The organism is Nonomuraea sp. NPDC050733, from assembly GCF_040654215.1.
In the GTDB taxonomy this organism is placed as follows: Bacteria; Actinomycetota; Actinomycetes; order Streptosporangiales; family Streptosporangiaceae; genus Nonomuraea.
Window position 1 is genome coordinate 63,454 of sequence record NZ_JBFAHO010000041.1, and the last position, 12,523, is coordinate 75,976.

Consider the following 12,523-nt stretch of genomic DNA (forward strand, 5'->3'; position numbering starts at 1 on the left):
AACACGGTAGGGAGGAAATGCACAGGGCGTCGTCTGCCGCTTGGGTGATCACCTGTCACCCTGGTGGCGGAGCGGCCTCAGGCGACGGCGAGCCGGATCGCCGTCCACGACACCGGCGGCAGGGTGGCCCGCAGCACGCCCTCGGTGACGTTCGCGTCCTTGGCCGGGCCGGGGACGACGCGGTCGGGGTCGTCCACGGTGTTCGTGGCGTACAGGTCGTCGTCGGCGAGGGTGTACGACTCGGCCACGCGCAGGCCAGGGCGGAAGCCGTCCAGGGCCACGGCCAGGTCGATCGTGTCGGCGAGGTGGCGGTTCACGACGAAGACCGTGACGTCGCCGGTCTCGGCGTCGTGGGTGGCCACGGCGTCGAGGGCGGGCACCTCGCCGAACCGCGCGGTCTCGTAGCTGGGCGCCCGCGTCTCCACGCGCAGCACCTCCCCGCGGGCGAGGCGGGAGGTCAGCGCGAACGGGTGGAAGATCGTCTGCCGCCACGCGGGACCGCCGGGCTCGGAGCGGATCGGGGCGATGACGTTGACCAGCTGCGCCTGGCAGGCGGCGGTCACCCGGTCGCTGTGCCGCAGCAGCGAGATCAGCAGGTTGCCCACCACCACGGCGTCGGCGACGTTGTAGCAGTCCTCGATGACCCGGGGGGCGACCTGCCACTCGGTCTCCTGTGTGGCCTGGTAGGTGCTCTGGTACCAGACGTTCCACTCGTCGAAGGAGATCTTGAGCTTCTTGGGGTTCTTCAGCTTGGCGCCGACGCTGTCGGCGGTGGCGGCGACGCTGTTGATGAAATGGTCCATGTCGACGGCCGAGGCGAGGAAGCTGCCGAGGTCGCCGTCGATCGGCTCGTAGTAGGCGTGCGCGGAGATGTAGTCGACGGCGTCGTAGGTCAGTTCGAGCACCTCCGCCTCCCAGGCGGCGAAGGTCGGCATGGAGGAGCTGGAGCTGCCGCAGGCCACCAGTTCCAGCCACGGCTCGGCGCTGCGCAGCGCCCGCGCCGTCTCCATGGCGAGCCGGCCGTACTCGCGGGCGGTCTTGTGCCCGGTCTGCCAGGGGCCGTCGAGCTCGTTGCCGAGGCAGAACATGGTCACGCCGTACGGCTCCGCCGAGCCGTTGGCCTGCCGCATGAGGGCCAGGCGGGTCCGGTCGGGGTGGTTGAGGTATTCCTGTACGTCCAGGGCCTCCTGCACGCCCCGGGTGCCGAGGTTGACCGCGTACATGACCTCGACGTCGGCCTTGCGCGCCCAGCGCATGAACTCGTCGATGCCGACCTCGTTGGTCTCCAGGCTGTGCCAGGCGAGGTCACGCCGTACGGGCCGGTCCGCGACCGGGCCGACGCCGTCCTCCCAGCGGTAGCCGGAGACGAAGTTGCCGCCGGGGTAGCGGACGAGTGAGACGCCGAGTTCGCGGGTGAGTTCGAGCACGTCGGCGCGGAAGCCATCGGCGTCCGCGGTGGGGTGCGAAGGCTCGTAGATGCCGGTGTAGACGCATCGGCCCATGTGCTCGACGAAGGAACCGAAGGTGCGGCGGGAAACCGGTGCGATGGTGAAGACGGGGTTGAGGGTGATGGTCGCGGAAAGCACAGATCTCCCAGAGATCGAGGGGACTTGATGATGGGTGGCGCCGGTCGGGAGGTTCACTTGAGGCTGCCGACGGCCAGCCCGCCCTGCCAGTACTTCTGGAGGGTGAGGAAGGTGATGATGAGCGGGACGACGGACACCAGCGAGCCGACGATGATCAGGCTCCACAGCGACTGACCGCCGCCGTTGTTCGCGCTGGCCAACTGCGACCACAGGCCGATGCCGACGGTGAGCGGGTACAGCTTCGAGTCCGACAACATGGTCAGCGGCAGGAAGTAGTTGTTCCAGGTGGAGACGATCGACAGCAGCAGCACGGTCACGACCGCCGGACGCATCAGCGGCAGCGCCACCTGGAAGAAGGTGCGCAGTTCGCCGGCGCCGTCGATGTGGGCCGCGTCGAGCAGGTCGTCGGGCACGGACGCCGCGGTGTAGACCCGCATCAGGTAGACGCCGAACGGGCTGAGCAGCGACGGCAGGATGACCGCCCACACCGTGTCGGTCAGCCCGGCGTTGGACATCATGACGAACGTCGGGATCACCAGGGCGGTCAGCGGCACCATGACCGAGCCGAGCACCAGGGCGAAGACGACGTTGCGGCCACGGAACCGGTATTTGGCGAACCCGTATCCGGCCAGCACCGAGATGACCGTCGCGCCGACCCCGCCGGCCAGCGCGTACAGCACCGAGTTGCCCAGCCAGCGCAGGTATTCGCCGTTGTTGAAGGTGAACAGGTCCTGCAGGTTGCCGAACAGGTGGAAGCCGTTGAACCACAGCGCGCCCGAGCCGGAGAACAGGCCTTCGGCGTTCTTGGTGCTGGCGACGATGAGCCACCAGACCGGGACGAGGAAGTAGCAGACCAGGGCCAACATGAGCAGCTTCGCCCAGACGTGGCGGGGACGTCTCCCCGGCCCGGTCGACTGGTGGCGGGGACCGCGCGTGGTGGATGCGGTGCTCACGTGAAGATGCTCCCTCGCTTGCGGGTGAAGAACATAAAGATCGCGACCGCCACGAAGACGACGATTCCCAGTGCGAAGGAGATCGCCGAGGCATAGTTGAACTGTGCGTAGGTGAAGGCCAGGTTGAAGGCGTAGATGTTGGGCGTGAAGTCGGGCGTCACCGAGCCGTTGGCGATCGGGCCGAGAGCCTGGGGTTCGGTGAAGAACTGCAGGGTCCCGATCAGCGAGAAGATCAGGATGAGCGCGAACGCCGACGACACCATCGGGACCTTGATGCGCAGCGCGATCTGCGGGGCGGTGGCGCCGTCGATCCTGGCCGCCTCGTAGATCGAGGGGTCGATGCCCTTCAGCGCGGCGTAGATGATGACCATGTAATAGCCGGACCACTGCCAGGTGACGACGTTGAGCAGGCCGTAGAAGATGTTGCCCTGGCTGAGCAGGAACGGCGCCTGGGTGTTGAACAGCGAGAAGATCTGCTCCAGCGGCCCGAAGCTCGGGCTGTACAGGAAGCCCCACATGAGCGCGCCGATCACCGCGGGCACGGCGTACGGCAGGAAGATCATCAGCCGGGAGAAGCGGGCCAGCCGGCCGGTGATCTCGTCGAACAGGAGCGCCGCCACCAGCGCGACGATCATCTGCAGCGGGATGACCACGAGGCTGAACCGCAGCACCAGCCACAGTCCCTTGAGGAAGGACGGGTCGGTGAACGCGCGGATGTAGTTGTCGATGCCCGCGAAGGAGGTCCCGGTCGCGAGCCCCTTCGTGTAGAGGCTCAGGTAGCCCGCGTAGAGCAGCGGCGCTATCAGGAAGATCAGGAACACGACCAGGAACGGCGAGATGAACAGCCAGCCGAAGGCACCGCGCCGCCCCGGTCGGCGGCCCGGCGGCGCCGAGGCGGATCGGTCCCGCCTGCCGGGGCTCCCGCTGAGCGGTTCGGATGGTGTCGATCGGGTGAGGGCCATAACGGTTTCGCGTCTCCCTTACGGCGTCGTCGCGTCAAGAGCGGGGACCGGACGGCCTCCGGCGGCCGTCCGGTCGGTGGATCACTGAACGATGAAGCCCTGGCTCTTGGCGTACTTGACCATGATTTCCTGCAGCTCGGTCGCCGCCTGGTCGCCGGTCGTCTTGCCGCTGTTGATCTTCACGATCTGCGCCTGGAGCTGGGCGTAGTAGTAGACGGTGAAGGGGCTGTACGTGGCGCCCTGGTAGGCGTTGCCGGCGGGGATGTAGATGTCCTTGTTCGCCGTCTGGCCGTTGAAGAACTCGACCTTGTTGTTGACGAACTCGTCGGACTTCTGCACGCTCTGGTTCAGCGGGAAGATCGTCTGCGTCTTCCAGCCGTCGGTCAGCGACGCGTCGTCGGCGTACAGGCCCATCGCGACCTTGGTCGCGGCCTTCTTGTCGGCGGCCTGTGAGGTCACCGCGAAGGCCGAGCCGCCCCAGTTCACCGAGACGGGCGCGTTGACGTCCCACTGCGGCAGCGGGGCCACGGCGAACTTGCCCTTCGACGCGCCGCTGCCCACGCCGGCCCCGGTCAGGTAGCCGGGCGCCCAGGCCGCGGAGACGTACGTCGCGTACTTGCCGTTGACGACACCGGCGATGTAGTCGGTGGTGAACTGGTCCACGGTGCCGACCAACTTCTTGTTGGCCAGGTCGGCCCAGTAGTTCAGCACGTCCTTGGTGGCCTGGTCATCCAGCTTGATGGTGATGTTCTGCTTGTTCGCCAGGTCGTAGGTGAACGGCTTGGCGCCCTTCTGGATCATCAGGGCGGTCACCACGGCCGGCACGTTGCTGCCGAGGTCGCCGAAGAGCGGGCCGCCCGCGGCCTTCACCTTGGCGGCGGCCTCGGCGTACTCGGCCCAGGTCTTCGGGGGCGTCTTGATCCCGTACTTCTCGAAGACGTCCGTACGGTAGATCATCGCCATCGGGCCGCCGTCGACCGGGATCGCGTAGACGGCGTCGCCCTGCGCGACGTCCTTCCAGGCGCCGGGGCTGAAGTTGGCCTTGACGTCGTTGGCGCCGTAGGCGCTGATGTCGACCAGGGCGTCCTGGATCTCGAAGCCGACCAGCTGGTCGCTCTCCAGCATGATGACGTCGGGCGCGCCCTTCTTCGCGGCGATCGCTGTCTGAAACTTGGCGTACTCCGGGGCGCCCTGGCCGGCGTTCGTCCAGCAGACCTGCACGTCGGTGTGGGCGTTGTTGAAGTTGTCGACGACCTTGGCCATGTTCGGGTACCAGGCCCAGACCGAGACGCGGGGGGCGTCCGCGTGGACGATCTTGTTCGTGCAGTTCGTCGGTTTGGCCTTGGCGGTGGTGCCGCCGCCGCTGTCTCCATCGCCTCCGCAGGCGGCCGCGCCGAAGGCGATGGTCGAAATGGACATCGTGACCATAAAGCGGCGAAGCGCTAGCCTGTTCTCGAAAATCATTGATTACGGCCTTCCTGGGCAGCTTGCGGGCCTGCGATACGCACGACGGTTTCCGCATGCTCGCCTACAGGGCGTACTCGGCCGAGGACAGACCGGAGCATCGTGGCCGTCGATGCCACTGGCGATGTTCGGCTCGGACAGAGCATGCAGCGTCGCGCTTGCGCAATAGATGTCGCGGAGAGGGGGAACTCCCACGCCTGGCAAGGTGTGTTGTATGGTGCAGTTGCAGCGCTGCAAAGGACTATGCACCTACCCTCCGCCTCTCGCAAGAGGCAATGTCGTCGAAATATGATCGTTACCTCGGGTACGGAAGTGCCTGCTAGTTCCAGGGAGGCACCTCGTGCGGGACGCCACGCTCCGTGACGTTGCCGAGCTCGCCGGGGTCTCGCCCCGCACGGTCTCGAACGTGGTCAACGGCTATGCCCACGTGAAACCGGAGACCCGGGAGAAGGTCGAACGGGCCATCGCCGAGCTCGGCTACCGGCCGAACGCGCTCGCCCGCAACCTCGCCAACGGGCGTTCCGGACAGATCGCGGTCGTCGTGCCGTACCTGGACACCCCGTACTTCGCCGAGCTCCTGCAGGCCATCATCCCGGCGGCCGGCAAGGGCGGGTACAACGTGCTCATCGACCAGACCGACGGCGACCGGCAACACGAGGGCGAGCTGATCGGGCGCGGCTCCCGGGGCTTCCTGTTCGACGGCATGATCATCAGCCCGCTCGGCCTGTCCCAGCAGGACCTGACCGTACGCGACCTGTCCTTACCCCTGGTCGTACTCGGCGAACGGGTCTCCGACGGCACGTTCGACCACGTCGGGATCGACGACGTCGCCGCCTCCCAGGACGCCGTCTCCCACCTGATCTCGCTCGGCCGCAGACGCATCGCGGCCATCGGCGACCAGCCGTACGCGACCGGCGAGGCAGCCCAGCGGCGCACCCGCGGGTTCCACAAGGCCCACGCCGCGGCCGGGCTGCCGGTCGACGAGTCACTGATCATCAGGACCACACGGTTCAACCGGGTCAACGGCGCGACCGCGATGGCCGCCCTCCTCGACCGCGAAGACCCGCCCGACGCGGTGTTCTGCTACAGCGACCTGGTCGCCTCCGGCGCCATCTACACCATCCTGGAGCGTGGACTACGGGTGCCCGAGGACATCGCCATCATCGGCTACGACGACATAGAGGACGGCCGCTACAGCCACCCCACGATCAGCACGATCTCCCCCGACAAGACCGCGATCGCCCAGCTGGCGGTGGAGCGGCTGATCATGCGGATCGGCAGCAGCCAGCCGATCCCCGGCGTCGAACTGCTCGCCCAGCACCGGCTGGTCCCCCGCCAAAGCACCCTCGGCCGCGACTAGTGGCTCGTCACCGAACGTTGGTTGGGTAATCGATCTCTGACTGGTGGACCCGTCGGCCCGCTCCCAGGACTTAGCCCTCCTGGGAAGGCGCAGCCATATGAAGCTGGAGAGGCTGGTGACCTCAGAGTGGGGCTGGCATCCTGCCCAGTTGGTTTCCGGGCCTAGGATGACGCGCGATGAATGAGCCTGATGCGGAGAGTCGGCAGTTGCTGGAGGTCCTGCGGGCTGACCCGGAGTCTTGGTCCGGTCTGGGTTTCGTCACCGCCGAGGATGACGCCACCCGAGACGCCAACGCCGAACGTCGTGCGGCGGCGTTGGCTGCGATTCTGTTCGATCCACGGGCCGCTGATCGGGCTTTGCTGAAGTTCCTGCTGCAGCAAGATATTCGGGAGGCGGAAGAGCTCTGGGGTGTGTCCGAGGGGCTGAGACTCGGCATGTTGTTGTTGGCCGAGCATCGCTGCGTGGATGATGCCTGGCTGCAGTGGAGCGCGAAGATCGCTAACGTCGACACGGAGATGGGCCTGGATTTGTGGGCTGTTCTCGCTGGCGGTGTGGTCGCGGTGCGGTCGATGGTGGTGGCAAGTGATCATCCGGAGCGCGACGAACTCCTTGAGCGTCTAACCGAAGAGCCGTATGTCGATGCCACGGATGAGGATGTCGAGCGTTGGTTGCTGGAGCAGCGCACTCGGTATCTCCAGCGGCCCCTCACGTAACTTTGGCCGGGTAACTTGTCCAGCTTCTGATCGGTGAGCTGGCGGCGAAGTTCGTCTTCGGCTGGGCTCGGGCGTTGCGCCAGCGCATGTAGGCACCGATCGCCGCGTTCTGCTCGTCGTGCGTGCGATGATCGGTGCCGTTGAGGGCGTAGTAGCGCAACGCGGCGAATTCGGACTCGATCCAGTTCAGCCAGGAGCCGTAGGTCGGCAGGAACACCAGCTCGATGTCGTTGTCAGCGGCCCAGGCCCGGACCTGGGGCTGTTTGTGCGGTGAGTAGTTATCGGCGATCATGTACAGCTTCTCGCCGGGCCAGCGGGTGCGCAGCGTCTTGAGGAAGGACAAGTACTCGCGCCAGCGCTTGCGTTCGCGGATCCGGTAGTTCAGCTTGCCGGTGGTCAGGTCCAGCGCGGCGATCATGTGCATCACGCCGTTGTGGCGGCTGTATGTGGCCCGTAACCGGGCAGGCGAACCCACCGGCCGCCACTGTTTGCCCTTGCGCGGCATCAGGTTCAGAGGCCCGAACTCATCGACGCAGACGACCCGACCACCAACCGGAGGCTGATCGTATAACTGCAGCACACGCTGCATCTTGGCGATGAAGTGCGGGTCGGTGGATGCCTTCCACGTCGTGGTGGGGGGTTCGCCCCGAAGTGTGGACACGGGTGGTTATGCGGCGAGCAGCACCTTATCGGTGGTTTGCTGCTCGTAGTCGATCGGGCTGAGGTAGCCGAGGGTTGAGTGTCTCCTTCGGGTGTTGTAGCGGGTGATCCACTTGAAGACGGCCAGGCGGGCCTCATGCGCCGAGGACCAGCGCTTGGCGCCCTGCAGCGGCGGGCCACGCGCCGGCTTCTTGACCGGGCCGCGCGCCTTGGCGCCCGCGGTGCCGTCCGCCTGCGCCTGACGCACCCAGTTACGCAGCGTCTCCCGGCTGATCCCCAGGTCCTCGGCCACCGAGGCCAGCGTCCGTCCCGGATCGGATAGATACAACGCGACGGCGTCCGCCTTGAACTCCGGCGGATACGACTTCATCGCCACGTGGAACTCCTTGTCTCCGGATCTCCATCATCCGGTACTCAAGGTGTCCACACATCGGGGGCAGGGCCCGACGTCGACGAATCCGCACTGACCACCGATGCCCTCTGGAAGGCCGTCACCGGCAAGCCCGGCACGGGCTGGGTCGAATCGGTGCACATCGTCGACCGGAGCCAGGCCGCACCCAAAGACCGCAAAAGAACCGCTGCCGACCCTGCGGCCCGTCGCGAACGTCCAGCCAAAGCTGCGCCAGAGCCAGCCACCGACAAGCAACTGAAGTACCTCGCCACCCTGGTCGGCAAGGTAGGGCGCGAGCGATTCGATGCCGCGTTCAACGCCGTGGTCCAAGGAACCGGGATCGCGCCGCGCAGAACTGACGAGAAGACCGGTCAGGCACTGCGGCGGTTGACCAAAGCGGCAGCGCGCAAACTGATCACCGCCCTGGTCGGGCCCTGACGCCTCCCAGAGATCACCAACCCTCCGTACAGCCACAAAGAGTAGCGACAGTTACTCAGCGTTACTTTGCGGCTGGTGACACGGACCCTTGCGACATGAGGTCGCGCGTGGCGAGTGACTGCGTTGAGGGAGGATCGATCATGTCGGGAACGTAGTCCAGGTCAGTGTTCGAGACCTGTCCTCACCCTGACGTGCGTCGCGGGTAACTGCGGGGTGCGGAGCTCAGGGGAAAGCCCAAGGGCCGCCGTCCGTCCGGTGGCCACAGGCGAGAGGAAGGCTGGGAGGGGCGAATGATCGTGAATCCTCGCTGATGCCTCGTTATGTCAACGCTCCGGGACGGAAGGCCAGACCGGCGTGCCAGGGACCAGCCGTTGAGAGACGGCAGGCGGCGGTCGGAGAGGGTCTCCGGCCGTGGGAACACCGCCGTCCCCGGGGTGCAGAGGACGCCCGGCCCCAGCCGTGTCTCGCGCGCGCGGAACATGGAAACCCCGTCGGGGTCCACGACCGGAACAACAACCAGGCGTGGTAGGCCGACCGCAAGGAGAGCTGAACTCCCCGGCGGGAACAGGATGCCCAAGAAGCGAACGCCGGTGGCCGAAAGGCAGCGGGAAACCGAGACGGTTAGAGCCGCTCCTCCAGCGGATGGTCTCGGATAACCGGCCGGATACCGGGCCTGGTGCCCGGCCCGAAAGGGAGCTGACGTGGGCAGGTGAGCCTTTGACGACCAAGCGCCGGATCCGCCGGCACCGAGGGACAAGTTGGACGCCGCATGGTGAACGGACCCGAGGGCCTGCCCCTGGACATGGACGCCGATCGATGGGAACGCATCGACTGGCGCAACCAGGAGGAGCAGGTACGACGGCTGCGGAGCAGAATCTTCAAGGCGGTTCAGGAAGGGGACTGGCCCAAGGCCAGGAACCTGCAGAAGCTGATGCTGCGCAGCCGAGCCAACACGCTCATCAGCGTGCGCCAGGTGACGCAGCGCAATGCTGGCCGCAAGACCGCGGGCATCGACGGGGAGGTCGCGCTGACCTCCGGGGCCAGGGCCGAGGTGGCGATGCGCGTGCACGCCACGATGGGCTCCTGGAACCCGCGCGCGGTCAGGCGGGTGCACATCCCGAAAGCCGGTAACGCGGCGAAGCTGCGCCCGCTCGGCATCCCGGTGGTCATGGACCGGTGTCATCAGGCACGGGTCCGTAACGCGCTGGAACCCGAGTGGGAGGCCCGGTTCGAGCCCCGATCCTATGGGTTCAGACCGGGCCGGAGCTGCCAGGACGCGATCGAATCCATCTTCCAGGCCACTAGTCAGAAGCGGGCGAAACGGCTCTGGGTGCTGGACGCGGACCTGGCGGCGGCATTCGATCACATCGACCACTCCCGACTGCTGGAGGCCATCGGATCCTTCCCCGCCAGGGACATGATCCGGGACTGGCTGAAGTCCGGGGCGTTCGAGGCAGGCAAGGGATTCTCACCCACTGACGAGGGGACACCCCAGGGTGGCGTGATCTCACCGTGCCTGCTGAACATCGCGTTACACGGGTTGGAGGAGGCCGCCGGGGTCCGCTACCGCACCGGCTCACGGGCCGGGGAAACGGTGGCGGGCTGCCCGATCGTGGTCAGATACGCCGACGACATGATCGTGCTCTGCCACAGCCAGCAGCAGGCGCACCAGGTCAAGGCGCGACTTGCCGAGTGGCTGGAGCCCAGGGGTCTGGTCTTCAACGAGGACAAGACCCGCATCGTCCACCTCCGCGAAGGGATGGAGTTTCTGGGCTTCCACATCCGCCGCTACCCCAACGGCAAGACACTGACCATGCCGAGCAGCACGGCGGTCAGGCGGCTGAAGCTGCGGCTGGCGACCGAGACGCGTAGCCTGCGCGGCTCGAATGCCAAGGCGGTCATCGCCCGGCTCGACCCCATCGTGCGGGGCTGGGCCGCCTACTACCGCAGCGTGGTGTCGTCCAGGCCGTTCGCCGCCCTGGACCACTACGTGTGGCAGCTCACCTTCAAGTGGGCCACCTACAACCACCCGAACAAGCCGACGCGCTGGATCGTCGACCGGCATTTCGGCAGGTTCAACAAGTTCAGGAACGACCGGTGGGTGTTCGGCGACCCGGACACGGGCGCCTACCTGCCCAAGTTCACCTGGACCAGCATCGTCCGGCACACCCTCGTCCGGCACACCCTCGTCCTGGGCAGGGCATCCCCCGATGATCCCGCCCTGGCCGAGTACTGGGCCAAACGGCGCACGCGGGTCAAGCCTCCGCTCGATCGGTATACGTTGCGCCTGCTCACCAGGCAGGACGCGCGCTGCCCGCTCTGCGGAGACCACCTGCTGACCGCCGACCAGCCGCCCGAGTCCCCCGATCAATGGACGCGATGGTGGCTGCACGTCGTCCGCCGCGCGATAGCCGCCGACTATCTCGTGCATCACGGGCGACCCGGCTCGCCGGACGGTGACCAGACCCGCCTTGTTCACGCCTCCTGCCACCGGAGCTACCTCGCCCGGCGTCGCAGGAGCCCAGCACAGCGAATCTGAACCGCCCTTCGGGGCTTGCTTGAGCCGTGTGCCGCGATGAGTGGCCCGCACGGTTCTGAGGGGGCCTCGGTGCAGCAATGCACCGGGGCTACCCGGCGAGTGGGGGGCCATCAAGGCGTCCGCGGATGGCGGTCCTGGCCCGCTCGGCGTTCGGGTCGTCGTGCAGCAAGGAGACGGCGTTGGCGGTCTCCAGGAGCACTACGAGCTCGAAGGCGAGCTGGCCGGCGTGGTCGATGGCGCGCGTGACGAAGCGGCTCCAGTCGAGGCCGGCCGCGGCGACGTCGTAAGACGCGCGCCGCACAGGCGTTGCCGCAGTAGCGTCGCCTCGGGTTGGAGCCGCGGGGCAACGGTCTGCCGCAGCTCTCACACCGTCGCCGCGGTCCAATTACACCACGCCGCCGCCCGGCGTCACGGTGTCCACCACGGGACCACGTGCCACCCGTGGTCCGTGGGGCATGTCACCAGCAGCAACGCCACGGACGGCGCCTCCTGGTCAGCGCAGCGGGGCGGTGACGATGAGGTCGCCGCTGGCAGGATCTTGGGCGACGGTGTGCCCAGCCTGGGCCAGCAGGCCTACCAGGCCAGCTGCACAGCCGTGCGCAGTGCTCTGCTCGGCGGTGTCGACCCCGTTCGCACAGCTGGGCATTGCGCTGATGTAATCCGAGGAGCGCCAGCGGACCCCCACCCCACCGTCGACCGCGTACACGCGCAGACCGGCCCGCACGGAGGCGCCGCCCTCCGGGTCGCCCAGGTGGAAGCCGGCTCGGACGAGGTCATCGCGCACAGCGACGATCAGGTCAGGGCCGGACTCGGACATGCCGGCACGTTACCCCGACCAGCCCGGCTCATCCTCACAGGAGCCGCCGGGCTGGCAGAAGCACGCGGGTCGCGGGCCCGTAACCCCTTGCGGACCGGCTGCATCGGCCATTGCTCGCCCTGCCGCCGCAGCTCATGTGGGCCCATCAGCGATCGTCGCGGCGGGTCCAGCTCCCCGCTTAGGCCAGGCCGCGAGCCAGCATGCAACCGATGGTGAACGCTCATCGGGCACCCCTCGCCGGGGCGCCGGCGAGGGGTGCCCGGCGCCGGGCCTGCTCGAACAGCAGGCCCGATGACTCCCATCAGGCGGAGGCGTAGTCGGCCAGGGCGGGCTCCAGCAGGTCGAAGGCTTGGGTGGCTTCGGCGGCGATGGTGTGGGCGATCTGGTCGTTGGGGTGGCCGGCGAGGGTGAGGGTCTGGATGCGGTGAAACAGCACGCGGTGGACGGTGCCCAGCAGGGCGGCGGCGGTCTGCACGGTGATGTCGTCGGACGGGGCGGCGGTGACATCGGCGAGCGCCTGGGCGAGGTGGTGTTCGCGCTGGTCGTGCAGGCCGCGCAGGCAGACGGTCAGCGTGGGGCTGTCGGCGATCATGCGGGCGAACTCCTGGCCGGAGAATCCGGCGACCGGGTCCTGCGCGGC

Annotated in this window: 12 protein-coding genes and 2 pseudogenes; 4 read left to right on the forward strand and 10 right to left on the reverse strand. The window is 67.4% G+C overall.

Translation table 11 applies throughout. The features are described 5' to 3' along the window. Nucleotides 1–77: 77 nt before the first annotated feature. The 4 genes from AB0H64_RS37680 to AB0H64_RS37695 all read right to left on the reverse strand — a co-directional run bounded on the left by AB0H64_RS37680 (nt 78) and on the right by AB0H64_RS37695 (nt 4,920). Nucleotides 78–1,586, reverse strand: a complete 1,509-nt coding sequence (locus AB0H64_RS37680) for an alpha-N-arabinofuranosidase (protein ID WP_357634570.1) — start codon at nt 1,584–1,586, stop codon at nt 78–80. A gap of 53 nt (nt 1,587–1,639) precedes the next feature. Further along, nucleotides 1,640–2,539, reverse strand: a complete 900-nt coding sequence (locus AB0H64_RS37685) for a carbohydrate ABC transporter permease (protein ID WP_357634573.1) — start codon at nt 2,537–2,539, stop codon at nt 1,640–1,642. After that, nucleotides 2,536–3,501: a sugar ABC transporter permease gene (locus tag AB0H64_RS37690; RefSeq protein WP_357634576.1), complete on the reverse strand. Its 966-nt coding sequence runs from the start codon at nt 3,499–3,501 to the stop codon at nt 2,536–2,538. Before AB0H64_RS37690 ends, AB0H64_RS37685 begins: the two co-directional genes overlap by 4 nt. Nucleotides 3,502–3,582: 81 nt before the next feature. Next, nucleotides 3,583–4,920, reverse strand: coding sequence for an extracellular solute-binding protein (locus AB0H64_RS37695; RefSeq protein ID WP_357634579.1), 1,338 nt, complete (start codon nt 4,918–4,920; stop codon nt 3,583–3,585). A 385-nt stretch (nt 4,921–5,305) separates the two neighbouring features. Here AB0H64_RS37695 and AB0H64_RS37700 point away from each other — a divergent pair, with 385 nt between their 5' ends. After that, entirely contained in the window at nt 5,306–6,325 is a 1,020-nt protein-coding gene (locus AB0H64_RS37700; RefSeq protein ID WP_357634583.1) for a LacI family DNA-binding transcriptional regulator, read from the forward strand. 176 nt (nt 6,326–6,501) lie between these two features. Beyond that, nucleotides 6,502–7,038 carry a hypothetical protein gene (locus tag AB0H64_RS37705; protein WP_357634586.1) on the forward strand — a complete coding sequence of 179 codons (537 nt, stop codon included), beginning with the start codon at nt 6,502–6,504 and terminating at the stop codon, nt 7,036–7,038. Here AB0H64_RS37705 and AB0H64_RS37710 read toward each other — a convergent pair. The 3 genes and pseudogenes from AB0H64_RS37710 to AB0H64_RS37720 form a co-directional block, all read right to left on the reverse strand. Continuing rightward, complete coding sequence (locus AB0H64_RS37710) at nt 7,031–7,699, reverse strand: IS630 family transposase (RefSeq protein ID WP_357634588.1); 669 nt, start codon at nt 7,697–7,699, stop codon at nt 7,031–7,033. The genes AB0H64_RS37705 and AB0H64_RS37710 overlap by 8 nt on opposite strands. A 6-nt stretch (nt 7,700–7,705) precedes the next feature. Beyond that, nucleotides 7,706–7,945 (reverse strand): integrase core domain-containing protein, encoded by a 240-nt coding sequence (locus AB0H64_RS37715; protein ID WP_357634608.1) that lies wholly within the window; start codon nt 7,943–7,945, stop codon nt 7,706–7,708. 15 nt (nt 7,946–7,960) lie between these two features. Further along, nucleotides 7,961–8,068, reverse strand: a pseudogene (locus AB0H64_RS37720) (transposase); the annotation flags it as partial. Between the two features lie 6 nt (nt 8,069–8,074). Here AB0H64_RS37720 and AB0H64_RS37725 point away from each other — a divergent pair. Beyond that, a complete protein-coding gene (locus AB0H64_RS37725) occupies nt 8,075–8,527 on the forward strand; it encodes a hypothetical protein (RefSeq protein ID WP_357634591.1) in 453 nt (150 codons plus the stop codon). A gap of 769 nt (nt 8,528–9,296) precedes the next feature. After that, nucleotides 9,297–11,066, forward strand: a complete 1,770-nt coding sequence (gene ltrA, locus AB0H64_RS37730; RefSeq protein ID WP_357634594.1) for a group II intron reverse transcriptase/maturase — start codon at nt 9,297–9,299, stop codon at nt 11,064–11,066. Nucleotides 11,067–11,154: 88 nt separating this feature from the next. Here the strand turns inward: ltrA and AB0H64_RS37735 are convergent, their stop codons facing one another. From AB0H64_RS37735 to AB0H64_RS37745, 3 genes and pseudogenes are all read right to left on the reverse strand, one after another. After that, nucleotides 11,155–11,367, reverse strand: coding sequence for a hypothetical protein (locus tag AB0H64_RS37735; protein WP_357634597.1), 213 nt, complete (start codon nt 11,365–11,367; stop codon nt 11,155–11,157). 192 nt (nt 11,368–11,559) lie between these two features. Beyond that, nucleotides 11,560–11,883, reverse strand: coding sequence for a hypothetical protein (locus AB0H64_RS37740; protein WP_357634599.1), 324 nt, complete (start codon nt 11,881–11,883; stop codon nt 11,560–11,562). A 301-nt stretch (nt 11,884–12,184) separates the two neighbouring features. Further along, nucleotides 12,185–12,523 (reverse strand): annotated as a pseudogene (locus tag AB0H64_RS37745) (TetR family transcriptional regulator); the annotation flags it as partial.